This is a genomic window from Streptomyces sp. 7R007, from assembly GCF_054850255.1.
The window spans coordinates 265,515-288,548 of the sequence record NZ_JBTWMV010000004.1; the positions used below are offsets into that span (position 1 = coordinate 265,515).

General features: G+C 71.3%; 24 protein-coding genes. 13 read left to right on the plus strand and 11 right to left on the minus strand.

What is annotated here, in order from left to right; all coding sequences use genetic code 11:
- Nucleotides 1-383 precede the first annotated feature (383 nt).
- The 4 genes from ACYF6T_RS07970 (at nt 384) to ACYF6T_RS07985 (ending at nt 6,037) form a co-directional block, all read left to right on the plus strand.
- Nucleotides 384-1,526 (plus strand): hypothetical protein, encoded by a 1,143-nt coding sequence (locus ACYF6T_RS07970; protein ID WP_461694643.1) that lies wholly within the window; start codon nt 384-386, stop codon nt 1,524-1,526.
- A 249-nt stretch (nt 1,527-1,775) separates the two neighbouring features.
- A complete protein-coding gene (locus ACYF6T_RS07975) occupies nt 1,776-1,907 on the plus strand; it encodes a DUF6408 family protein (RefSeq protein ID WP_461694644.1) in 132 nt (43 codons plus the stop codon).
- A 124-nt stretch (nt 1,908-2,031) separates the two neighbouring features.
- On the plus strand, nt 2,032-4,047 hold the full coding sequence (locus tag ACYF6T_RS07980) for a DNA/RNA helicase domain-containing protein (protein WP_461694646.1): 2,016 nt from the start codon (nt 2,032-2,034) through the stop codon (nt 4,045-4,047).
- A gap of 100 nt (nt 4,048-4,147) precedes the next feature.
- Complete coding sequence (locus tag ACYF6T_RS07985; protein ID WP_461694647.1) at nt 4,148-6,037, plus strand: DNA/RNA helicase domain-containing protein; 1,890 nt, start codon at nt 4,148-4,150, stop codon at nt 6,035-6,037.
- Here ACYF6T_RS07985 and ACYF6T_RS07990 read toward each other — a convergent pair.
- Nucleotides 6,031-6,822 (minus strand): nucleotidyltransferase domain-containing protein, encoded by a 792-nt coding sequence (locus ACYF6T_RS07990; protein ID WP_461694648.1) that lies wholly within the window; start codon nt 6,820-6,822, stop codon nt 6,031-6,033. The two genes, ACYF6T_RS07985 and ACYF6T_RS07990, sit on opposite strands and share 7 nt — an antisense overlap.
- 839 nt (nt 6,823-7,661) lie before the next feature.
- On the opposite strand from ACYF6T_RS07990, the gene ACYF6T_RS07995 reads away from it, so the two are divergent.
- From ACYF6T_RS07995 to ACYF6T_RS08010, 4 genes are all read left to right on the plus strand, one after another.
- Nucleotides 7,662-7,853 carry a hypothetical protein gene (locus tag ACYF6T_RS07995; protein ID WP_461694649.1) on the plus strand — a complete coding sequence of 64 codons (192 nt, stop codon included), beginning with the start codon at nt 7,662-7,664 and terminating at the stop codon, nt 7,851-7,853.
- 106 nt (nt 7,854-7,959) lie between these two features.
- A complete protein-coding gene (locus ACYF6T_RS08000) occupies nt 7,960-8,367 on the plus strand; it encodes a RidA family protein (RefSeq protein ID WP_461694651.1) in 408 nt (135 codons plus the stop codon).
- 43 nt (nt 8,368-8,410) lie between these two features.
- Entirely contained in the window at nt 8,411-9,010 is a 600-nt protein-coding gene (locus tag ACYF6T_RS08005) for a gamma carbonic anhydrase family protein (protein WP_461694653.1), read from the plus strand.
- A 12-nt stretch (nt 9,011-9,022) separates the two neighbouring features.
- On the plus strand, nt 9,023-9,487 hold the full coding sequence (locus ACYF6T_RS08010; protein ID WP_461694654.1) for a GNAT family N-acetyltransferase: 465 nt from the start codon (nt 9,023-9,025) through the stop codon (nt 9,485-9,487).
- A gap of 12 nt (nt 9,488-9,499) precedes the next feature.
- Here the strand turns inward: ACYF6T_RS08010 and ACYF6T_RS08015 are convergent, their stop codons facing one another.
- The 3 genes from ACYF6T_RS08015 to ACYF6T_RS08025 form a co-directional block, all read right to left on the minus strand.
- On the minus strand, nt 9,500-10,468 hold the full coding sequence (locus tag ACYF6T_RS08015) for an MBL fold metallo-hydrolase (protein WP_461694656.1): 969 nt from the start codon (nt 10,466-10,468) through the stop codon (nt 9,500-9,502).
- Nucleotides 10,469-10,644: 176 nt separating this feature from the next.
- Complete coding sequence (locus tag ACYF6T_RS08020) at nt 10,645-11,379, minus strand: aspartate/glutamate racemase family protein (RefSeq protein ID WP_461694657.1); 735 nt, start codon at nt 11,377-11,379, stop codon at nt 10,645-10,647.
- Between the two features lie 5 nt (nt 11,380-11,384).
- Nucleotides 11,385-12,848: an NCS1 family nucleobase:cation symporter-1 gene (locus tag ACYF6T_RS08025; RefSeq protein ID WP_461694659.1), complete on the minus strand. Its 1,464-nt coding sequence runs from the start codon at nt 12,846-12,848 to the stop codon at nt 11,385-11,387.
- A 267-nt stretch (nt 12,849-13,115) separates the two neighbouring features.
- Here ACYF6T_RS08025 and ACYF6T_RS08030 point away from each other — a divergent pair, with 267 nt between their 5' ends.
- Both ACYF6T_RS08030 and ACYF6T_RS08035 read left to right on the plus strand, forming a co-directional pair.
- Nucleotides 13,116-13,790 (plus strand): GntR family transcriptional regulator, encoded by a 675-nt coding sequence (locus ACYF6T_RS08030; protein WP_461694660.1) that lies wholly within the window; start codon nt 13,116-13,118, stop codon nt 13,788-13,790.
- Nucleotides 13,791-13,821: 31 nt separating this feature from the next.
- Nucleotides 13,822-15,282, plus strand: coding sequence for a LamG domain-containing protein (locus ACYF6T_RS08035; protein WP_461694661.1), 1,461 nt, complete (start codon nt 13,822-13,824; stop codon nt 15,280-15,282).
- A 3-nt stretch (nt 15,283-15,285) separates the two neighbouring features.
- On the opposite strand, the gene pip is transcribed toward ACYF6T_RS08035, so the two are convergent.
- From pip to ACYF6T_RS08050, 3 genes are read right to left on the minus strand one after another with little or no spacing between them, the layout of a single operon-like run.
- Nucleotides 15,286-16,248, minus strand: coding sequence for a prolyl aminopeptidase (gene pip, locus ACYF6T_RS08040; protein ID WP_461694663.1), 963 nt, complete (start codon nt 16,246-16,248; stop codon nt 15,286-15,288).
- 60 nt (nt 16,249-16,308) lie between these two features.
- Entirely contained in the window at nt 16,309-17,001 is a 693-nt protein-coding gene (locus ACYF6T_RS08045; protein ID WP_461694665.1) for a uracil-DNA glycosylase, read from the minus strand.
- Nucleotides 16,979-17,854 (minus strand): helix-turn-helix transcriptional regulator, encoded by an 876-nt coding sequence (locus tag ACYF6T_RS08050; RefSeq protein WP_461694666.1) that lies wholly within the window; start codon nt 17,852-17,854, stop codon nt 16,979-16,981. Before ACYF6T_RS08050 ends, ACYF6T_RS08045 begins: the two co-directional genes overlap by 23 nt.
- Before the next feature lie 215 nt (nt 17,855-18,069).
- Here ACYF6T_RS08050 and ACYF6T_RS08055 point away from each other — a divergent pair, with 215 nt between their 5' ends.
- Nucleotides 18,070-19,488: an MFS transporter gene (locus tag ACYF6T_RS08055; RefSeq protein ID WP_461694668.1), complete on the plus strand. Its 1,419-nt coding sequence runs from the start codon at nt 18,070-18,072 to the stop codon at nt 19,486-19,488.
- Between the two features lie 66 nt (nt 19,489-19,554).
- Complete coding sequence (locus ACYF6T_RS08060; protein WP_461694669.1) at nt 19,555-20,076, plus strand: RNA-binding S4 domain-containing protein; 522 nt, start codon at nt 19,555-19,557, stop codon at nt 20,074-20,076.
- 55 nt (nt 20,077-20,131) lie between these two features.
- Here ACYF6T_RS08060 and ACYF6T_RS08065 read toward each other — a convergent pair whose 3' ends face one another.
- Nucleotides 20,132-20,566 (minus strand): DoxX family protein, encoded by a 435-nt coding sequence (locus tag ACYF6T_RS08065; protein ID WP_461694670.1) that lies wholly within the window; start codon nt 20,564-20,566, stop codon nt 20,132-20,134.
- A gap of 142 nt (nt 20,567-20,708) precedes the next feature.
- Here ACYF6T_RS08065 and ACYF6T_RS08070 point away from each other — a divergent pair, with 142 nt between their 5' ends.
- On the plus strand, nt 20,709-20,969 hold the full coding sequence (locus ACYF6T_RS08070; protein WP_461694672.1) for a DUF6343 family protein: 261 nt from the start codon (nt 20,709-20,711) through the stop codon (nt 20,967-20,969).
- Nucleotides 20,970-20,981: 12 nt separating this feature from the next.
- Here the strand turns inward: ACYF6T_RS08070 and ACYF6T_RS08075 are convergent, their stop codons facing one another.
- Genes ACYF6T_RS08075 through ACYF6T_RS08085 form a run of 3 tightly spaced genes read right to left on the minus strand, consistent with a single transcriptional unit; the run spans nt 20,982 to nt 23,022 of the window.
- Entirely contained in the window at nt 20,982-21,368 is a 387-nt protein-coding gene (locus ACYF6T_RS08075; RefSeq protein WP_461694673.1) for a tetratricopeptide repeat protein, read from the minus strand.
- 50 nt (nt 21,369-21,418) lie between these two features.
- The gene (gene coaE, locus ACYF6T_RS08080) at nt 21,419-22,051 is read right to left on the minus strand and encodes a dephospho-CoA kinase (RefSeq protein WP_461694674.1); all 633 of its coding nucleotides are present in this window, start codon (nt 22,049-22,051) and stop codon (nt 21,419-21,421) included.
- Between the two features lie 32 nt (nt 22,052-22,083).
- Nucleotides 22,084-23,022, minus strand: a complete 939-nt coding sequence (locus tag ACYF6T_RS08085) for a PAC2 family protein (protein WP_461694675.1) — start codon at nt 23,020-23,022, stop codon at nt 22,084-22,086.
- Nucleotides 23,023-23,034 lie beyond the last annotated feature (12 nt).

Here is a 23,034-nt window from a genome sequence, read left to right on the forward strand (position 1 = left end):
GGCATGCCCTTCGTGGTCCTGGGCGCGGGGTAAGCGGAGCAGGACAACCGCCTCCGCCCCCGCACAAGCGGATGCCGGACTGTACCTACGGGACGACCGTCCAAGATCGACCGAAAAGCGATGCCGACCGCCCACCCTCCCGCATCCCCGGCACCCGCTCGTCCTCAGCCGCCCGGCCCCTTCACGCCCCGCCCCGCATTCCCGCGAGCACGCACCGGCAGACCCAGGAGAGCCGTCTTCCAGCCACCCACGGCCGCGCGGTTTCACTCTCAGGCGCGACGACCCCTCACGAAGATGCCCGATTACGACCATCTTGCGCTCGCTTTCGATCAGAACCGACACTTATGACAGCGGGGCTGCGCAGGGAACCGTGAGGGGGCCGCATGGCAGAGAGCAACGACGGCAACGACGACAACGCCGACTTACTGCGCCTGCTGAACGATCGATTGCTGATCATGACGAACGACAGGTCGGCGATCGACCTGCTGCCGTACGTGGACGTACGCACCGGAGGCCTGGTCCTCACGGGCGCCGACGCGCCGAGCCGGTGCCGGCATCTGCGCAACAGGTTCCCGGACGTCGTGGTGGCCGTCGACCTCGCCGGACACGAACACTCGGTGGCCACGCCGACGCACCCTTTCGGTTACCGGTCGAAAGACGGGGGCTGGCACGCCCTCGGCCTCGCGGGCGTGGAGGAGATCCTCAACGGCCAACTGGCCAACAAGGCCGCGTTCGCGGTGACGCCGACAGCCTTCATACGGGAGGACGAGGCCGGAGACGCACGCGTCCTGAAGGCGGTGATCGGACAAGCGAACCGGTTGAGGCGGACGGACACCGTGGTGCTGCTGCCGTGCAGTTGGCGCTGGCTGCGAGACGGCTCCCTCAGCCACCTGGTCGAACAGGTCCGGGCGAGCCGCCACCCCGTGGCGCTGATCATGCAGCACTCGGACGATCCCCTGCGGGCGAGGGGCGTGATCGAAGGACTGCGGCTACTGTGCCGGTCCTGCCCGGGGCTCCTGCTGTGGCGCACCGACCTGGCCGTGTTCGACGCGCTGGCCCACGGGGCGATCGGCGGCGCGGTCGGCATGACGGCCGCCCTGCGGCACGGCCTCGTCCCGCGCGTCAGGAGCGGGGGTCCACCGGGCTCACCTCATCCGGTGGTCCTCGTGCGGGAGCTCCTGGAGTACAGACGCGTGGCGAAACTCCGCGACTGGACGGCGGTGATCGGCCCTTGGCCGTGCGACTGCCGTGTCTGCGAGGGCCGTTCCCTGGACCGCTTCGACAACAGCCCCGCCGCCGTACCGGAAACGCGACGCCACACGCTCTGCGAACTCTTCGCCCTGCACGCCGAACTGACGTCGACTCATGCGGGCTGGGAGCGCCTGATGTGGTGGCGCCAGATGGTCGCCGACGCGATCGAACGCCACCACCACCTGTGCGAACGCCTCGGCGAGACAACTCCCTCCCACCCACGCACCCTCCACAAGTGGCAGGAACCGAGCCCACCACCACTCGCATCGAGCTGACAGCACACCAGGACCCGGCACCCTTTCAAGTGGCCGATTCCCGCCGCCCCACCACCCCGCGCACTACCGAAATCCCTGCTCACCGACCTCGGCAGTGGGATAGCGTTGACTCGCGCCACAGCCCTCCGCGGAGGGCGTACCGACGTGAGCCCGCGAGTGCGTGTCCCTCGCCGAGGTCGGACGGATTTCAGGACGCTCCCGGCTGGGAGCCCTCCCCGCCATCCGACCGACGCAAGGAGACGCTCTCGGATGAGCCCCGTCGAGTACAAGCCTGAACGCCCCCGTACCTGGATCCGCGACATCCTCGTCGGTGTCGCCGCGAGCCTCGGCTCGGACCTGGTTCGGATCCTCGTCCAGGCTGCGGCGCACCTCCTCGGTTGACCGGGGAGCGGGGCGGGCCTCCGGGTCCGCCCCTTCGAAAGCTGTCATCGCGGCCCGACGGGCTTCCTCTCCAGGACACGCCCCCACCCGCACGAGTTCTGTCGTGCCTGCGGGGGAAGTACCTGTGCTGCTCCGGAAGTCGGTCGCCGATCTGCGTCCGCTCATCGTTCCCGTCGGCGGGAAGTATCTGCCGCTGACGCAGCGGCTGATCAACGAGTACGTCCAGTCGCACCCCAACAAGAAGCAACCGGGCAACGGGCTCGTGGCCTCCTGGGACCACAGTCTCCCCGACGTCATCGAGGCACTCCTCGCCCGCGGGCTCGACGAGGTCGAGGTACTCATCGAGTACGCGACCCCCGGCATGGCGGGCGAAGCCGACGTGATCCTCGCGGGGCGCAATCCGACGACCAAAGACCTCTCGTACGTGGTGGTGGAACTCAAGCAGTGGCGCAAGGCGCTGGTGTCCCCCACCAATCCGATCGCCGTGGACGCCGGCTACGACAAGCCCAAGCTCCACCCGGTGCGCCAGGTGCAGCGCTACTGCGAGTACCTCGTCCAGCACCTGGTGCCGTTGCACGGCCATCCCGGACGTGTCGCCGGAGTCGCGTTGCTGCACAACGCCAGGCATGAGGTGGCCGCCCTCTTCGACCTGCCGACCAACGATCACGGGCGGCTGTACACGAGGGATCAACTCGGCGCGTTCGAGGCGTTTCTCGCCTCACGTCTGGAGGCAGGAGTCTCCGGCGCCCGAGCCGCGGACGTCCTGTGTCAGGCGGCGCAGTACGAGGCGCCGTCGTCCAGCGAGGCCTTCAGCAGGGTCGGCAGCCCGCACCCGGTCTTCGCTCTCCAGAAGGAACAGGAGATCGCCTTCCAGGAGGTGTACGAGAAGGTGCGCGCCGGCGGAGCGAAGGGGGGCCGCAAGAAGGTCGTCATCATCCAGGGCGGTCCCGGCAGCGGTAAGACGGCAGTCGCCGTGGAGTTGTTGCGCACCCTTCGGCAGGAGGGACACCAGGTCGTGCACGCGAGCGGTTCCCGATCGTTCACCAAGAACCTGCGTCAGGCCGCCGTGGACGCCGCACCGCGCGGCAAGAAGGGCGCCGCGAAGAAGCAGGCGCTCGAGGACTACCGGTACTTCCAGCAGTTCGGTCACCTGCCCGAGAACTCCCTCGACGTCCTCATCGCCGACGAAGCCCACCGTATTCGGATCAGGTCCAGCGGTCGTGATGTGAGGAGGTGGGTCAAGGAGCGCGGTCTTCCGCAGGCGGACGAGCTCATCCTCGCTGCCGAGGTACCGGTCTTCCTCCTCGACGACTGGCAGTCGCTGCGCCCCGACGAGGTCGGCTCGGTCGCCTATCTCGTCGAACGGGCCGAGGCCCTCGGTTGCGACCACGAGGTCATCGAGTTGCCCGGCATGTTCCGCGCCGAGGGAAGCGCCGCGTTCCGTGACTGGGTGACGAAGCTGCTGAGTCTCAAGCCGACGACCGCGCCCGCCTGGGTGCCCGACGGCCGCATCGACGTGCGCCTGGCGGAGAGCCCTGAGGAGATGGAGACGTTCCTCGAGGAACGTATCCGCAAGGACAACGCGCAGGCTCGCATGACCGCCGGTTTCTGCTGGGAGTGGAAGACCCCCGAAGACGGCGAACTGCTTCTCGAAGTGCGCATCGGGGACTGGCATCGTCCCTGGAACGCGAAGGACGGCGTGTCGCTCGACGACGTACCCGAGACGAGCCAGTGGGCCACCGATCCCCGCGGCTTCGGGCAGATCGGGTGCATCTTCACAGCGCAGAACTTCGAGTTCGACTGGAGTGGTGTCATCATCGGCCGGGACCTGGTGTGGCGAGAAGGCCGCCTCACCGTCGACCGTACGAAGACCCATGACAGCAAACTCAGATCCGCCAAGGTGAGCGACGCGCAGGTGGACCGCCTCGTGAGACACGCCTACCACGTACTGCTCACCCGCGCCCGCAACGGCGTCGTCATCTATGCCGAGGACACGGACACGCGCCACGCCCTGCGCAGGCTGATCTGCGGCACGGTCGCCGACTCCCCCCTGGCCAGACCTCCGAAGAAGAAGCTTCCGCCGCAGGTCAGCAAGGCCGAGCACATCGTCGCACAGCGGCTCGCGATAGAGTTCGACTAGTCGTCATTGCGGCCCGCCGGGCTTCCGCTCCGCTCCCGCGGGGTCCTGAAGGACATGCCCCCACCCGCACGAGTCATTTCGTGCTGCCTGGGGGCGTTCCTTGCTGTTCCGCGAGTCCGCAGAAGCGATCACCGCGCGGGCCCTTGACGGTTCGCTGTTCCTGCACCTCGCCGAGCAGTTCGTGCACCACCACGGTTACCGGCCCGGGCCGTCGGAAGCCCGCTCCTGGGAGCGTTCGCTGCCCGCGCTCAGCCGTGCCCTGGTCGACGCCGGGCTGGGGCAGGTGGAGATGCTGCTCGAATACGCCCTCCCCCTCACCAGCAAGCGGGCGGACGCGGTGCTCGCCGGCGTCCATCCGAGGACCGGTGAGCCGTCGTACGTGGTGGTCGAACTGAAGCAGTGGAGCCAGGCGTATCCGGACGAGGGCGATCCCCTCCTGTGCCGTGTCGACTCGTACGCCCAGCCCGTCCTCAACCCCGTCGAGCAGGTGCGCGGCTACTGCGACTACCTGGTCGGCTTCAACGGGGCGTTGGCCGGTCATCCGGAGCGGATCGCCGGTGTGGCCTATCTTCACAACGCCACGGAGTTCGGTGTGGGCGGGCTGTACGAAGTGCGGCAGAGCGAGTACGGACGGATGTTCACCGCCGAGCGGCGCGGTGAGTTCCTCGACTACCTGCGGTCGAGACTCGCACCGCGGCCGGGCGCCGCCGAGGCGGACGCCCTGCTGGCCGGCAAGCCCGGGCCGTCGCGTCAGCTGATGACGGTGGCGGCTCAGGAAGTGCGTGAGCGGGAGCAGTTCGTGCTGCTGGACGAGCAGAAGGTGGCCTACGAGCTGGTGCTCGCGGCGATCCGCAGGGCCGAGGAGTCGGACCACAAGGAAGTCGTCGTGGTGACGGGCGGACCCGGTACCGGCAAGAGCGTGATCGCCCTGTCGCTGCTCGGAGAGCTGTACCGGCGGGGTGTGCCCGCCCTGCACGCGACCGGCTCGCAGTCGTTCACCAAGACGATGCGCAAGGTCGCGGGCGCCCGGAAGCGCGAGGTCCAGGATCTCTTCAAGTACTTCAACAGCTTCGTGACGGCGCCGAAGAACAGCCTCACGGTGCTGATCTGCGACGAGGCCCACCGCATCCGGGAGACTTCGGCCAACCGCTACACCCCCGCCACGCACCGCACCGGCAAACGGCAGATCGACGAGCTCATCGACGTGGCGCGGGTACCCGTCTTCCTCCTGGACCAGCACCAGGTGGTACGGCCGGGAGAAATGGGCACCGTGGAGGAGATCAGGTCGTCCGCGGCGGCGCGCGGACTGCGGTGCCGGGTCGTGGAGTTGGACAGTCAGTTCCGGTGCGGCGGCAGCGACGCGTATCTGCGGTGGGTCGTACGCCTGCTCGGTCTGGAGGGCGGCGGCCCGGTCCCGTGGGAGGACGACGGCAAAGTCGTTCTCGAAGTGGTCGACAGCCCGCAGGAGTTGGAGGAGCTCCTCGCCGCCAGGCGGGCTCAGGGATACGGCGCCCGCATGACCGCCGGATACTGCTGGCCCTGGACCAAGAAGGTCCCACCCGGTCAGTCCCTGCCTGCGGACGTCGTGATCGGCGACTGGGCTCGTCCCTGGAACGTGTTCGGCGAGCGTGCCGTGAACGGCGCTCCCCCGGCCGCTCTGTGGGCCACGGATCCCGCCGGGTTCGGCCAGGTCGGCTGCGTCTACACCGCGCAGGGTTTCGAGTACGACTGGAACGGCGTCATCATCGGCCCCGATCTGGTGTGGCGCGGCGACCGATGGATCGTCGACCGCACGGCCTCCAAGGATCCGGTCTTCAAGAGGTCCACGCCGGACGCCGACGTGGACCGGCTGATCCGCAACACGTACAAGGTGCTGTTGACCCGCGGGATGATCGGGACGGTGATCTACTCGACCGACGCGGAAACCCGGGCCAAGTTGCGCGAACTCGTGATCCCCTCGACGTCGTCCGTCGTTCCGGTCGCTCACTGACTCGATCGAGACAACTGCACCGCGCGGTCGAGGAGTTCTTCGGCTTCGGTGAGGGCGCGGGTGAGGGCGTCGGGGGTTGCCGGCAGGTGTTCGAGCAGGGTGTCGGCCTTGGTCAGGCCCGCTCGGTGGACGAGGCCCTTTTCGTTGGTGACCCATTCTCCGCGTGCGGCGAGGACCGCGTGGGCGGTCTGGGTTGTGGCGAGGGCGACGGCGCCGGCGACCTGGGTGACTGAGCCCCTGGGGGCGTGGCCCGTCCTGGCGTAGGCGAGGGTGGCGCGGGCTGTGTTGTGCCAGCGTTCGGAGGCGGTCGCGCGCAGTGCGGGTGGGTAGTGGGCAGGGCGGGGGAGGTCACCCGTCAGGGGTTTGTTGATCGCCAGTTCCGCGACGAGCAGGTAGGTGGGGATTCCGGCGAGGTGGAAGAGCAGGGGTTCCACCCGGAAGCGTCCTGCCTCCGCCTCCGCCAGTTCCCTTTCCACCACGTCCAGGTCGCGGTAGTGGACGTCGACTCGGCGTCCGTCGACGGTCAGCCAGGCGCCGCCGTTGAAGACGCCGCCGCCCCAGCCACCGATCTCCGAGACCTCGCCCTCCCAGCCCAGGGCGCGGAGGTCGGCGGGGGCGAAGGGGCCGCGGTAGTAGAGGGCCAGGTCCCAGTCGCTGTCGGGGCGGTGGGTGCCCTGGGCGCGGGAGCCGCCGAGGGCGACGGCCTGGACCGTGGGGAGGGTGGCGAGGCGGTCGGTGGTGGTGGAGAGGAACGTCTCGTCGTCCAGGGTGGGTGTCGCTCGCATGGGTCTCAGGCTGCCTCGGAGGCCGTTGTCAGTGCCAGGCGTTATCAATGGAGTCGTCACTCAGTGTTATCGCGGGGGAGGTTGCTGTGACGTCCTGTGGTGGGGTGGGGTCGGAGCGGCGTCGGTATGTGTCCGCCGCCGGGCTACGGGCGCGGGGGTGGACCCGGGGCATGGTGCGGCGGTTGCTCGGGGAGCCCGATCTGCGGTGGGCGGATCCGCGCTTCGGCGCCGACGGGCCGCCGCCTGGGCTGTATCGCGTGGAACGGGTCGAGGGCGCCGAGCGCAGTGCGGAGTTCCGGGCGATGACGGCGACCGCGGCCCGGCGGTCGGAGGCGGCGCGGGCGGCTGCGCGGCGCCGTCGGCGGGAGGTGCTGGCGCGCATCGCGGCGGGGCCGGTCGAGGTGCCGAAGCTGGAGGCGCGCAGGCTGACGGCCCTCGCCGTCGAGCATCACTACAGGAGGGCGGTGAGAGCGGAGGAAGAGGAGGAGCGGGCGGGCGAGGGGTGGGCCCTTGGGGCTGGGGATGGGTGCAGGGCTGGGGATGGGGCTGGGTGCAGGGCTGAGCCCGGGTGCAGGGCTGAACCCGGGTGCAGAGCTGAGCCCGGGTGCAGGGCTGAACCCGGGTGCAGGGCTGGGGCCGGCTCGAAGTCCGGGTCCGGTTCCGAATCCGCGTCCCAGTCCACATCTGGGTCCCGGTCCGAGTCTGGGTCTGGGGCCGAGTCTGGGTCTGGGGCCGAGTCTGGGTCTGGGGCCGAGTCCGCGTTCGAGTCCGCGTCCGCGTCCGCGTCCGCGTCCGCGTTCGCGTTCGCGTTCGCGTTCGCGGAGAGTGTGGAGCGGCGTGTGCTCGATCGTTGGAAGGTCGACTATCTGGTGCAGCAGGTCGTTTCTTGCGACGAGTTGATGGACGTGCTGTCCGGGGCCTCGGGGCTGGGTGTCGCCGAGGGGCTGTTGCTGCGGCGCGTTTACGGGGCCATCGCCGAAGTCTACCCGGAGCTCGGGCGGGAGTGCGAGCGGCGGCTCGGGCTGCCGTGACTCCCGTGGGTGCCGTAGGCCCAGTGGCATCCCGGTGGAAATTCGGGTGCGGTCCCGCCCGCGTGACCGGAGGATCTGGGAGTCAGCCATCCTAGGAGCCGCCGTCATGATGCGTCGTGTCACCGTCCCCGCTCTCTTCCCGCCGCCCACGTACTCCCACGCCTCCGTCGTCGAGGCCGGTACCCGGCTGGCCTTTCTCGCCGGGGCCGTGCCCTTGGACGCCGACGGGAAATTGGTCGGGGACGGGGATGCCGTGCGGCAGGCCGAGCAGGTCATCGCGAACCTCGTCGAGCAACTGCGCGCCGTCGGCAGCGACTTGGCGCACGTCGTGGCGACCGACGTGTACGTCGTGAGCACGGAAACTGCGACGCTCTCCGCCGTTTGGGAGGTCGTCGAGGCCTCCGGGCTCAGCGCCGGCCCGCATTCCTCGACGCTCCTCGGTGTGGCGTGTCTCGGGTACGCCGGGCAGTTGGTGGAGATTACGGCTACCGCTGTCGTACCCGACGTGCCGTAAGAAGCCGTGCCGTAAGAAGCCGTAAGAACAGGAGAGCCGCCGTATGTTGATCGAGCACCGAGGCCGACGGCCCGTCGTCCCCGAGTCCGCCTACGTCGCCCCGACCGCCGTGCTGTGCGGCGCCGTCACCCTCGGCGAGCGCACCCGGGTGCTGCACGGTGCCGTGCTCAGCGCCGAGGACGGGGAGGTGCGCGTCGGCTCGGACGTGGTCGTCATGGAGAACGCCCTGGTGCGGGGACGGGCCGCGCACCCCGCGGTGATCGGGGACGCCGTGCTCGTCGGACCGCACGCCCACATCAACGGGGCCACCATCGAGGACGAGGTCTTCGTCGCGACGGGGGCCTCCGTGTTCCCGGGGGCCGTCGTCGGCGCCGGATCAGAGTTGCGGATCAACAGCGTGCTCCAGGTCAACTCCGTGCTGCCACCCGGCACCGTCGTGCCCATCGGGTGGATCGCGGTCGGCAGACCGGCGGCCTCGCTATTCGCACCGGAGCAGCACGACCAGCTCTGGGAGGTGCAGCGGGAGTTGGACTTCCCCGGCACGGTGTACGGCGTGCCGCGCGGCACCTCCATGCGGGACATCATGGCGCGCCAGGCCGACTTCTACGGCGCCCACCTCGAAGACCACCCCCTCGACGACTGACAGGATCCGCCCTTGCCCACCGAACCGGTCGCCCCCGTGACCCTCCGCCGAGCCACCGCCCCGGACGCCCGCCCCGCCGCCGACGTCTGGCTGCGGTCCTTCGCCGCCGCGCTGCCGACGGTCGTCAGCCCCAGGTCCGCCGAGGAGGTGCGCCATTACTTCCGGGACGTGGTGGTGCCGTACCGGGAGACGTGGGTGGCGGAGGCGGAGGGTGACGTCGTCGGGGTCATGGTGCTGCACGACGGCGAGCTGTCACAGCTCTACCTCTCCCCCCACTGGCGTGGACGTGGCATCGGCGACCGGTTCGTCACGCTGGCCAAGGAGCGGAATCCGGGCGGCCTCAGCCTGTGGACCTTCCAGGTCAACCAGCCCGCGCATCGCTTCTACGAACGCCACGGCTTCGTCCCCGTCGAGTACACGGACGGCAGCGGGAACGAAGAGCACGAGCCGGACGTGCGGTACGTCTGGCAGCCCTGAGGTCCACGGCCCTCACCGACGCCGATACGCCCACTCGGCCGCCTGCGCCGCCAGCTGCACCAGGTCCGGGTCCCCGGCGACCCCGTCAAGGTGCCGGTACTCGACCGCCGTGAGGATCACGATCCGTTCCGGCAGCCCCAGGTCCCCCTCGTGGAACCCGGGCGACCCGCCCGCCAGGATCTCCTCCGCCGCCTCACCGGCAGGCATCCCCGCCGCGTGGCGGGCGTGGACCAGGGCTTCGAGCTCCCGGAGATAGGTGACGTAACCCCGCACGTCCTGGGGACTCATCAGCGGGCCGTGGCCGGGGACGACCACCTCGGGATCCAGTCCGAGGATCGTCTCGCACGCGTCCGCGATCCGCGCCAGCGGGCCGTTCCAGTGCACGGGATGGTCGCCGTTGAACAGCACGTCCCCGGCGCACACCACCCGCTGCGCGGGCAGATGCACGATCAGGTCGCCCGCCGAGTGCGCCGGCCCCACCTCGATCAGTTCCGCCTCGATGGTGCCGACCCGCAGTGCGTGCCGGCCGCTGAAGGTCACCGTGGGCGCCACCACCTCCAGGTCGTCGTACCGGTAGCGGCCGAAGTGCTCCCGTGCGTACCAGCCGAGCGGCTGGTCGGCCGGCGTGCCATGGGTGAGGAAGTGCATCTGCTGCGGCGAGGGTTCGCGGCACAGGTGCTCCGCGCTCGCCTTGGTGGCGATGATCTCGGCACCCGGGAAGCAGGCGTTGCCGAAGGTGTGGTCGCCGTTGGCGTGCGTGTTGACGATCGTCCCCACGGCGGCGGCGCCGGCCGGCAGGACCGGGCGGGCGGCGGCGATCAGGGCCTCGGTCATCGGCCGGTCGTAGGGCGTGTCGATCAGGGCCGCCTGATCGCCGGAGGTGAGGAGCAGGCAGTTGGCGAAGCCCCAGGTGCCGGTGTGGGGCGGGGCCCACAGATGCAGTCCGTCGGCCAGCAGGACGAGCTTGTCAGGAAGGTTCATGCGGCTCATTCTCACGAAGCCCGCCGCCCTCCGCGTACTCACCAAGCCCCGCCACCCTCCGCACACTCACCAAGCCCCACCACCCTCCGCACACTCACCAAGCCCCACCACCCTCGGCGCGCTCACAGCCTCGCCACCTTCCGCGCACTCACGAAGCCCCATCACCCCCCACGCACTCACGAAGCCCCACCACCCTCCGGACACCGGCCCCACAAACGGCCCTTGGGCACCGGCTTCGCGTAACTGCCCGCCCTGCTGGTCGTCAGCCCCAGCGCGACCAGCGACTCCGCGAGCCTCACCGCCGCCCCGACCCCGTCGACGACCGGCAGCCCCAGCTTCTCCCCCACCACCCGCTGCAACCCCGTCATCCCGGCGCAGCCGAGCACCAGGACCTCGGCGCCGGCCTGGCGGGCCCGTTCCGCGGCGGTCAGGAAGGCCGCCTCCGTGCGGTCGGTGTCGCCGAGGTCGAGGACGCCCAGGCCGGTGCCGACGACCGCCGCGCAGTTGCGGCCCACTCCCGCGAGCTCCAGGCTGTCCTCGATCTGCCCGCAGGAGCGTTCGAGGGTGGTGACGACGCCGTACCGCCGTCCCAGCAGGCAGGCCAGGTGCGCCGCGGCCTCGGTGATGTCGACGACCGGCACGTCCACCAACTCCCGTGCGCCTTCCCGCCCGTGCTCGCCGAAGCCGGCCATCACGACGGCGTCGTAGGCGGGACCGTCGTAGGTGCGCAGCAGGTCGATGACCGCCGCGGCCGAGAGGTGGCTGTCGAGCCAGCCCTCCACGGACTGGGGTCCCCACGCGGGGGTCAGTCCGGTCACGGTGGTGCCCGGGCCGGCCGCGGCCCGGGCACCTCGTACGATCTCCTCGGTCATCTCCTGCGTGGTGTTGCAGTTGGTGACGACGATCCGCACGTCCGTCAGACCTCCGAGGGCTCGGGAGCAGCGGTGCGCTCGGACCGGCAGATCAGCAGGTAGAGCCCGGCCGCCAGCGCCGTGCCGATGAACCAGGAGTACGGGGCCACGTCGCTGAAGGTCTTCACCAGCGCGAGCACCGCGGCGGCCCCGGCGGAGGGCAGGAACGCCCACAGCGCCTTGGGGTTGACGCCCCTGCGGTAGTGGTAGCGCGAGCCGGGGCGGGCGTCGAAGAGCTCGTCCACGTTCACGCGGCCGCGCTTGACCCAGTGGTAGTCGACCATGATCACGCCGAACAGCGGGCCCAGGAAGGCACCGAGGCCGCCGAGGAAGTAGTTGACGACGGTCGGGTTGGAGAAGAGGTTCCAGGGGGTCACGACCAGCGCGGCGACCGTGCTGATCATGCCGCCGACCTTGAAGGTGATCTTCTGCGGCCAGACGTTGGCCAGGTCGTACGCCGGTGAGACGAAGTTGGCGACGATGTTGACGCCCATGGTGGCCACGGCGAAGGTGAAGGCCGCGACGACGAGCACCCAGGTGTTGCCGATCTTGGCGACGAGTTCCGCCGGGTCGGTGATGGCCGTGCCGAACACCTCCAGTGAGCCGGCCGTGACGATCACCGAAACGACCACGAAGGCCGTCGAGTTGACGGGCAGGCCCCAGAAGTTGCCGCGGCGGACGGTCTTGTAGTCCGGCGCGAAGCGGGAGAAGTCGCAGAAGTTGAGCATCAGGGTGCCGTAGGTGGCCAGGATCAGGCCGATCGCGCCGAACCACTGCCGCCACTGCTCGCCCACCGGTACCGGGTGCGGGGTGGAGGTGAGCGAGATGCTCCAGTCGGCCCTGGCCAGGACCCACACCGCGAGCGCGATCATCACCAGCCAGATCGCCGGACCGCAGAAGTCCTGGAACTTCCGTACGGATTCCATGCCCTGACTGATGATCAGGGCCTGGATCAGCCACAGGGAGACGAAGGAGCACCAGCCGAGCGCGTCAAGCCCGAGGAAGGAGTGGTGCGTCCAGGACTCCAGGCCCGGCCAGGCCGCCAGCAGCATGACGTTGACGGCGACGGAGGCCAGGTAGGTCTGGATGCCGTACCACATGATGGCGATCACGGCCCGGATCAGGGCCGGGATGTTGGCGCCCCAGACGCCGAAGCTGATGCGGCTGACCACCGGGAAGGGCACGCCGTGGCGCTGGCCGATCCGGCCCATCCAGTTCATGCCGATGTAGATGAGCACGAAGCCGGCGAGGAGGGAGGTGAAGACCTGCCACACGTTCATGCCGAGGACCAGCAGGCCGGCGGCGAAGGTGTAGTTGCCGAGGTTGTGGACGTCGGACATCCACAGGGCGAAGAGGTCGAAGACCTTCCAGTTCCGCCGGCCGGCGGGCGCGAGGTCTTCGTTGGTGAGCCGGGGGTCGGGGACGAACGCTGGGGCGCCGGTGGCTTCGGCACGGTCGGCGAGGGACACGGGGCCTCCATGGGCGAGGGGACGGAGGACGGCAGCCGTTTGGTATACCAAACTGCCGCCATGGTCCCGTCGTCAAGCGTTCGGACCGATGTCGCGGTTGTTAAGGACCCGTAAAACACCCCGAGAACCCGGCTGAAGACACCCCGGGAATGCGGCTGAAGACACCCCGGAACCCGCCTGCAAGCACCCCGGAACCCGGCGGGGACACCCGGGGACCCGGCAAGCGGCGCCCGTCGGAGAAGATGGCCCCATGAGGAAGATGGCCCCATGAGCTCCGCGACGAAGATCGAACCGCTGGGCGCCGTCCGCGAGCGCGTCCTGTCCAGCCTGCGGCAGGAGATCATCGCCGGCCGCCTGCGCCCGGGTGACCGGCTGGTCGAGCGTGAGCTGGCCGACCGCTTCGGAGTCTCCCGGGTGCCGGTGCGCGAGGCGATCCGGGCGCTGGTCGCCGAGGGCTTCGTCCACTTCGAGACGCCACGCCGTACGGTCGTACGCCGGCTGACCCCGAACGACGTCCGGGAACTGTTCGAACTGCGCGAGGCCCTGGAGGTCTACGCGGCCGGGCTCGCCGCCGCGCACGCGACACCGCGGGACCTGGCCGAGGCGGAGGAACTCCTCGACCGGGCCGCCGCCGCGACCGAGGCGGGGGACGCCGAGGCGATCACGGACGTCAACAGCCGGCTGCACGACCGGATCGTGGCGATGGCCGGCAACAGCCTGATCGTCGCCGCCCTGGAACCGGTCGCGGGCCGGCTGCGCTGGATGACCCGGCGCAACGAGGAGTGGCCCCAACTCCTCGTGGAGCACCGCGAGTTGTACGAGGCGATCGCCTCCGGCGACCCGGAGCGCGCCCGGGCCCACGCCCTGGCCCATGTGCGGACCAACTATCGTTCCACCGTCAGACACCTGTTCGGTGACATCGAGCCGGAGGCGGGGGCCTAGGAAACGCCCACCGCCGGGGGGGAACACATAGATGGTCAGCAGACGTGGGCTGTTGGGCGGGGCCGCGCTTCTCGGCGTGGGTCTGGTGGGCGGCGGGGCGGGGGTCGCCGCGGCCGACGAACCGCTCGACACGCCGTTCACGCCCGTCGGCACACCGCACCTCGCGGAGGCCGAGCGGATGGTGCGCTACCAGCGGCTGCTGGCCGCCGGGTACGTGCCGACCGGCCTGGTGGGCCACTGGCCGCTGGACGGCACCGGCGCCGACCGCTCGGGCCGGGAGCACGCCGTCACGCCCGGTTCCGGCGCGACCTGGACGGCCCTGCGGGCGGGCGGGGAGCTCAGCCTGGACGGGACGTCCGGGGCGTACGCGGCGACGGGCTCGGTGCTGGACACGACGGCGCCCTTCACGGTCTCCGCCTGGGTGCGCCTGGCGGCCGACGCCGACCTCGCCAGCATGTACACCGCGGTCAGCCAGGACGGCACCACCGCCAGCCGCTTCCTGCTCCAGTACGACAACACGGCCGGCACCTGGGCGTTCAAGGTCCGTGCCGAGGACCAGAGCAGCAAGGTCTCCGCGGTCGCGACGACCAGGGCGGCGCTCGGGGTGTGGACCCACCTGACCGGAGTGTGGGACGGCACGCAGATCCTGCTGTACGTCGACGGGCAGCAGGAGGGCAGCGCGGCGACGACGCTGTCCTGGGCGGCGACCCAGGGCTTCAACATCGGCCGGGCCCGCTTCGACGGCGCCCCCGTCAACCGCTTCAAGGGCGCGATCGACGACGTACGCGCCTACGACCGCGCCCTGGGCGCCGACGAGATCGCCCTGCTCAGCGGCCGTACCGCCCGGCAGAACAACGTCTATCTGGTCGGCTCGGCGGCGACCGTCACCTGGGGCACTCCGGGCGACCCGGCGAGCTGGATGGCGCGCGCCCGCTGCTCCTCCTTCGTCACCGCCGTCCTGAAGCACACCTACGGCTGGGCGAGCGACGACTACTTCACGCAGTACTTCCAGGACCGGGTGCCGGAGGCCGCCGACTACTGCACGGCGTTCCGCAACGCCACCGCCGGTCCCCGCTTCCGCCGTGTCACCAAGGTCGCCGACCTCCAGCCCGGCGACATCGTCGCCGTCGACTACAACGGCTCCGACCCCGACAACACCGGGCACATCGTGGTCGTCCGCGAGGTCAAGGGCGTCTTCAGCGGCACGGCGGACTTCACCGGCGAGACCCAGTACGCGGTGGAGATCGTCGACTGCACCTCCGACCCGCACGGCGTGTACGCGCTCACCAACTACCCCAAGTACCCCGACACCCGCATGGTCTCCAACGTCGACGGCGAGAACTTCGAGGGCGTCGGCATCGGCCACATGATGTTCTACGCCTCCGACGCCACCGGCGAGTTCACGCGGTACCGGTGGAGCGTCAACTCGTCCAAGACGACGGGGACCTACGACGTCACCGCGCGGCCGGTGGCGGCGGCCCGGCTGGTGTGAGTCTCAGCGCCGGGCGTACCCGTCGGTCGCCGCGACCAGCGCGTCCACCACGCCCGGCGCCCCCGCGTCGTGCCCGACCTCGTCCACGACCGTCAACTCGCTGCCGGGCCAGGCCCGGTGGAGCCGCCAGACGATGCCGAGCAGGTTGCCGAAGTCGAGGCTGCCCTGGACCAGGGTGCCCGGGATGCCTCGCAGAGCGGGGGCGTCCCGGAGCACCACGCCCTCGTCGTTGTCCTCGCCCAGGAAGTGGTCGTTGGCCCAGTAGTGGGTGACGGTGCGGGCGAAGCCCATACGGAACGCCGGGTCCTCGAACCGCTCGACGGAGCGCGGCGGGGCGGGGATCGTGGCCGTCTCCCAGTCGGTCCAGGTCCGCGCCGCCCGCTCGCGCACCTCGGGGTCGGGCGACTCGAGGAGCCGATTGCAGGCGGCGGCGAGGTTGCCTTCCCGTTCCGCTGCCGGGAGTTCGGCGCGGAAGCGCGCGAAGGCGTCGGGGAAGATCTTGCCAAGTCCCCTGGTCAGCAGGGCCACTTCACGGTTCGAGCCGGTCGCCACCCCGGTCAGCACCAGCTCGCTCACCGCCGCCGGGTGCGTCTGCGCGTACCGCAGTCCCAGCACCGATCCGAAGGACACGCCCCACACCAGCCACCGCCCGATGCCCAAGTGGGCGCGCAGCAGCTCCAGATCGGCGATGAGGTGGGCGGTGGTGTTGACGCTCATGTCGGTGTCGTACGCGCTCGCGTGCGGTGTGGACCGCCCGGCGCCGCGCTGGTCGAGCAGCACGATCCGGTAGGCGGCGGGGTCGAACAGGCGGCGCGCCCACGGGGTGCAGCCGGACCCGGGGCCGCCGTGCAGCACCACGGCGGCCTTGCCGTCCGGGTTGCCGCAGGTCTCCCAGTACACGCGGTTGCCGTCGCCGACGCCGAGCAGGCCGTGGTCGTACGGTTCGATCTCCGGGTAGAGGGGCATCCGGGCACCGTATCCCTCCCGGGCCGGTGCCGTAACCCTGCCGTGGCCTGCGCCGCTTCCTCATGTCACCGGCAGGCCCGCCGCCTCCGCCGCCGTGCGCAGCACGTCGCGCAGCATCGCGGGGGTGAGTTTGCCGGTGAAGGTGTTGCGCTGGCTGACGTGGAAGCAGCCGAAGAGGTCGATGCCGTCCAGCGGGACGCGGGTGCCGTGGCCGAAGACGGGCCGGGGCCGGGGCACCGTCCAGCCCGCCGCGGCGAACGCGGGCAGCGCGGCCTGCCAGCCGAAGGCACCGAGCACGACGACCGCGCGCAACGCCGGCCGCAGCAGCCGGAGTTCCTGGACGAGCCAGGGCCGGCAGGTGTCCCGCTCGGTGGGCGTCGGCTTGTTCTCGGGCGGCGCGCAGTGCACGGGCGCGGTGACGCGGACGCCGTGCAGCGCGAGGCCGTCGCCGGCGGACACCGAGGTGGGCTGGGAGGCCAGCCCGATGTCGTACAGCGCCTGGTAGAGCACGTCTCCGGAGCGGTCGCCGGTGAACATGCGGCCGGTGCGGTTGCCGCCGTGGGCGGCGGGCGCGAGGCCGATGATCAGCAGCGGGGCGTCGGGCGGGCCGAAGCCGGGCACCGGGCGCGCCCAGTACGTCCAGTCCTGGAAGGCGGCGCGCTTGACCCGGCCGACCTCCTCCCGCCACGCCACCAGCCGCGGGCACGCGGTGCAGCCCGCGACACGGGTGTCAAGCTCGGCCAGGCTGTCCATGCGTCAACGGTACGTCGACTCCGCTGCCGAGCAGGCGCAGCGCCGCCTCGCAGGGGGTGCCGGGTTCGGCGGTGTACGCGATCATCCGCTGGCCGGAGCTGCCGGGCAGGCAGAGGTTCTCGAAGCCGAGGTCCATGGCACCGACGAGCGGGTGGCGCAGCCGTTTGACGCCCGAGGTGCAGGTGCGCACCGGGTGCCGGGCCCAGAGGGCGGCGAACTCGGCGGACTGCACGGAGAGTTGACCGACCAGTTCGGCGACCCGGCGGTCGTCGGGGTGCCGTCCGGCGACCAGCCGCAGGGAGGCGACGGCGAGCAGGGCCTCCTCCTTCCGGTCGGCGTACAGGCTCCGGTAGCGCTCGTCCAGGAACAGCATGCGGATCAGGTTGGGGCGGGTGGCCGGGGTGTCCGGTGCGCCGGGGTCCAGGTGTCCGGCGAGCAGGGCGTGTCCGAGGCGGTTCCAGGCGAGGACGTCGCCGCGCCGGTCCAGGACCAGGGCGGGTACGTCGGTCATGGCCGCGAGGAGCTGCCGGGCCGAGGCGCTGACCTGCGGGGCGGGGGTGGGGCGGGGTCTGGGGGCGGGACGGGCGAGGCTCTTGAGGTGGGTGGTCTCGTCCTCGGTGAGGCGCAGGGTGCGCGCGAGGGCGTCGAGCACGGAGTCCGAGACGCTGTGGGCGCGGCCCTGTTCGAGGCGGGTGTAGTGGGTGATGCTGACGCCGGCGAGCGTGGCCAGTTCCTCGCGGCGCAGGCCCGGGACGCGGCGGTGGCCGGGCTGTGGCGGCAGCCCGACGTCCTGCGGACGCAGCGCGGCCCGGCGGGACTTGAGGAAGTCCCCCAGCTCGGACGGGGCGTGCACGGTCGGTGCCTCCTCGGGTTCTCGGCCGGGGCGTGCGTGTCGGTGCCGCCCCGTCGCGGTCGGCGGGCGTCTCCGGGCGCCCCTGTCATCATGCCCGCCGGCCCGGGCGAACGGGATCCGCGAGGGTGGTCACGTCATGACCACCCACGAGTGGGTTCTGGCTGGGTCGGGGTGGCGTGCGTGAGCCTTCCTGCGACAGGAAGGAACACCACGTCATGACCGTCACCGACACCCGGGCGGCCGGCGCTCCGGCCGCCCTCACCCCCCGCCTCCGCCTCACCCTCGTCGTGCTGCTCGCCGCCCAGTTCATGCTGGCCGTCGACTTCTCCATCCTGAACGTGGCGCTCCCCGTCATCGGGGCCGGCCTCGGCTTCCCGCTGGCGCGGTTGCAGTGGGTCGCCACGGCGTTCGCGCTGTGCGCCGCCGGTTTCACCCTGCTGTTCGGCCGGGTCGCCGACCTCTTCGGGCGCCGCCGGCTGTTCCTCGGCGGCCTCGCCGTCCTCGCCGCGGCCTCGCTGCTGGGCGGCCTCGCACGCAGCCCGGAAGTGCTGATCACGGCACGGGTCTTCCAGGGCCTGGCCACGGCGGCCGTGACCCCGGCCGGCCTCTCCCTGCTGACCACGTCCTTCCCGGAGGGCCCGCTGCGGGAGAAGGCCCTCGGCCTCAACGGCGCGCTGATGTCGGCCGGGTTCACCACGGGCGCGATCCTCGGCGGTCTGCTGACCGACCTGCTGTCCTGGCGCTGGGCGTTCTTCGTCAACGTCCCCGTCGCCCTCGCCGTCCTGCTCGTCGCCCCGGCGGTCGTCAAGGAGTCCCGCCCCGCCGGACGCCCCGGCCTGGACCTGCCCGGCGCCGTCACGGTCACGCTCGGTCTGCTGGCCGTGGTGCTCGGCCTCACACAGGCCGGCGAGCACGGCTGGGGAGCACCCGCCGCGCTGCTCCCCCTGGCGGCGGGCGCGGTGCTCCTGGCCCTCTTCCTCGCCGTCGAACGCCGGGTCGCCGCGCCGCTGGTCCCCCTGGACGTGCTCGGCAGGCGTACGGTCGCCTGGGGCAACGCCGCCGGTCTGCTCGCGTTCCTCACGGAGACGTCCCTGGTCTTCCTGCTGACCCTCTACCTCCAGGAGGTCCTCGGCTTCTCCCCGCTGGCGGCGGGTCTCAGCTTCGCCGTCCTGGGCGTCGGCACGGTCCTCGGCGGCTCCGTGGCCCCGAAGGTCATCGGCCGGTACGGCAGCCGGGCCACCCTGATCGCCGGCGGACTCCTGCAGGCGGCGGCCACGGCCGCCCTGCTCGGCCTCGGCACGGACCGCTCCTCGCTCTGGCTGCTGCCGGCGGCCACCTTCGCCGGCGGCGTCGGCAACATGCTGGTGATCGTCGGCTTCATGGTCACCGCCACCTCCCGTCTCGCCGACCACGAGCAGGGCCTGGCCACCGGCCTGGCCACCATGACCCAGCAGATCGGCATCACCATGGGCACGCCGGTGATGAGCGCCGTGGCCACCGCCGCCATGACCGGCACGGGCGCGGCGGGCATCCTGGCCGGACTGCGCACGGCGGTCGCGCTGAACGCCGCGCTGGTCCTGCTCGGGGTGCTCACCAGCGCCGTCTTCCTGCGCGGGCGGACCGAGCAGCCGTAGCCCGGGACGCGGACCGGGACGGAAAACCGCCGGGAGCACCGCCCCCGGGCGACTAAGGTCGAGGACATGGCTTCCGAAACCGACGAGGAGAAGAGCGAGCGGCCGCCCGCCCCCGAGGGGGACCCGAAGGCCGCCGAGACGGCCGACCCGAAGGTCGCCGCCGCGATCGCCGCCGCGGAGGCGGCCGGACCGGCGAACGGCGAGAGCGTGCGCGTCGACAGCTGGATCTGGGCCGTACGCCTGATCAAGACCCGCTCGCTCGGCGCCGCCGCCTGCAAGGGCGGGCACGTGCGGGTGAACGGCCAGAGCGTGAAGCCCTCCCACTCCCTGCGGATCGGCGACGAGGTGCGCGTCCGGCACGAGGGCCGGGAGCGCGTCGTGATCGTCAAGCGCCTGATCCGCAAGCGGGTCGGCGCCCCCGTGGCCGTCCAGTGCTACGTCGACAACTCGCCGCCCCCGCCGCCGCGCGAGGCCGTCGCCCCCATCGGCATCCGCGACCGCGGCGCCGGCCGCCCGACCAAGCGCGACCGCCGCGAACTGGAGCGGCTGCGGGGGCTGATGGGCGGCTCAGGCCGCCCGGGCCACTGACACACCGAGGTGGCGTCCGGCCACGGACCGGACGCCACCTGACGTTCCACGGAGATCAGGGCCGCCGTCGCACCAGGCGCAGCAGCTCCGCGTTGGCGCCCCTCCTCGCCCAGGCGATCAGCGCGAGCGGCACGATCAGGATGAGCGGCGTGGCCGCGTACTGCCCGTCGAAGACGGTCATCTGCACGACGAACGCCCCGACCATCAGCGCGCTCAACGCGATCGCCGCCACGGACTGCAGCACCGGGATCAACAGGGCGACGGCACCGGCCAGTTCGAGGGCGCCGATGGTGTACATGCCCGTGCTGCCCCATCCGATCTTGTCGAACGACTCGACGGCGGTGGAGTTGGCGACCAGCTTGGGCAGCGCGCTCGCCCCGGCGTAGAAGAGCGCGAGCAGCACCTGCACGACCCGCAGAGCGACACGCGCGCGGCGGACACGGGCGGAGGGGGAGGCGGCGGAAACGACGGGGACGGTGGTCTCGGACATGAGGGTCTCCTGTGATGAGCGGTCCGTGGTGCTGTCACAGGGGTAGACCGGGGCGGACGCCGGAACTCATCGCAGACCGGGGCACCCTTTGGAGAAGGTCCCCGCCGGAGAGTACGTTGCAAGCAGGGAGTAGTGATCGGTGATGCGTACGGGCAGTGAACCCTCCACCGCGCGCAGTGCCCTGCGGATGCGGTTCTGGCTGAGCGTCTGGGGGCTGCTCTGGGCGGTCTTCGGTACGGCCGCGTTCGCGGTGGCCGAGCGGCCCGGCTGGGCGGCCGCGTGTGGCGTGCTGTGGCTGGTGATCACGGTCGACCTGGCCGTGATCCTGCGGCACATGCGCCAGGGCCCGCACTACCAGCCGGGCCCGGACGTCCCGCCGTACCGCCCGCCGGAGAGCCGCTAGCCGGCCGCCGGCTCAGGCCGAGTCGTCGAAGCGCGCCGCCTTGAGGTAGCGCGGGTTGGGGTCCAGCGCGGCCGCCAGCCGGAAGTGGCGTCTGGCCTGGTCGTGCCGGCCCTGCCGTTCGTAGGTGCGGGCCAGCGCGAAGTGGGCGAACGAGTTGTCCGGCTCGCGCTCCAGGACGATCGTGAACTCCAGCTCCGCGGGCCGCAGTTGCGCGGCGGCGAAGAAGGCACGCGCGCGCAGCAGCCGGGCGGCGGTGTTCTCCGGGTGCGCGGCGATCACCGAGTCGAGCAGCTTCACCGCGCCCCGCGGGTCCCGCGCGTTGAGCAGTTGCTCGGCGGCACGGAAGTCGATGACATGCGTCTCCGGAGTACGTCCGGTCGAACCGCTGGTCTCGGGCACGGCAGAGTCCTTCCCTCACTGGACCGGTTCAACGCCCGGGAAGGGGGTCGCTATTCCGGTCGCTGTTCCCGGTGGTGCTCCCGGGGCTCGTGGGCCCGGCGCACCAGCTCCGCCCACACCTCTTTCACGCGGCTCTCCAGCCGCTCCAGCGGTACGTCGTTGTCGATGACGATGTCGGCGATCTCCAGGCGCTTCTCCCTCGTCGCCTGGGCGGCCATCCGGGCGCGGGCGTCCTGCTCCGTCATCCCGCGCAGCCGCACGAGCCGGTCGAGCTGGGTTTCGGTGCTCGCGTCGACGACGACGACCACGTCGTACAGCGGCGCCAGGCCGTTCTCGGCGAGGAGCGGCACGTCGTGGACGACGACGGAGTCCGCCGCCGCGGCCTGCTCCAGCTCACGGGAGCGGGCGCCGACCAAGGGGTGCACGATCGAGTTGAGGACGGCGAGCCTGTCCGGGTCGGCGAAGACGACGGAGCCCAGCCTGGGCCGGTCGAGGCTGCCGTCGGCGGCGAGCACGTCGGCGCCGAAGGCCTCCACGACCGCGGCCAGCCCGGGCGTCCCCGGCGCCACGACCTCCCGCGCGATCCGGTCCGCGTCGATCAGCACGGCCCCGCACTCGACGAGCAGCCGCGACACTTCGCTCTTACCGGCACCGATGCCCCCGGTGAGGCCTACCTTCAACATGAGCCGCAGCTTAGGGCCTGGGCAGGCCCGCGTCAGTTGTCGCCCTCCCGCTCGGCCAGGAACCTCTCGAACTCGCGCCCGATCTCGTCCGCGGAGGGGATGTCCACCGGCTCGGCCAGCATGTTGCCCCGGCTCTCGGCGCCCGAGACGGCGTCGTACTGGTTCTCCAGGCCCGACACCAGCGCGGTGAGCTCCTCGTCGCCCTCCTGGATCTGGCGGTCGATCTCGGTCTGCGTGCGGTGGGCGTCCGTGCGCAGGGCGTGCGCGATGCCCGGCAGCACCAGGCCGGTGGCGGCCGTGATGGCCTCCAGCGCGGTCAGGGCCGCGTCCGGGTAGGGGGAGCGGGCGATGTAGTGCGGCACGTGCGCGGCGACGCCGAGGACGTCGTGGCCGGCCTCCATCAGGCGGTACTCGACCAGCGACTCGGCGCTGCCGGGCACCTGCGCCTCGTCGAAGGGGCTGCGGTGGCCGGGGACCAAGTCGGTGCGGTTGCCGTGCGGGGTGAGCCCGACGGGGCGGGTGTGCGGGACGCCCATGGGGATGCCGTGGAAGTTGACCGACAGGCGTACGCCGAGCCGCTCCACGATCTGCTGGACGGCCGCCGCGAAGCGCTCCCACTCCACGTCCGGTTCGGGCCCGGACAGCAGCAGGAAGGGTGCCCCGGTGGCGTCCTGGACGAGCCGCACGTCGATGGTGGGCTCCTCGTAGTCGGTCCACCGGTCCCGCTTGAACGTCAGCAGCGGACGGCGGGCGCGGTAGTCCACGAGCCGGTCGTGGTCGAAGCGGGCGACGACCTGGTGGGGCAGCGAGTCGAGCAGCCGGTCGACGATCTGGTCGCCGGTCTCGCCCGCGTCGATGTATCCGTCGAAGTGGTAGAGCATGACAAGGCCGGCCGACTCCTGCGCGAGCGCCATGTCGACGACCGCCAGGCCCTTCGGCTCCCATGCGTACAAACCCTGCGGATCAAGCACTGTGACCGCTCC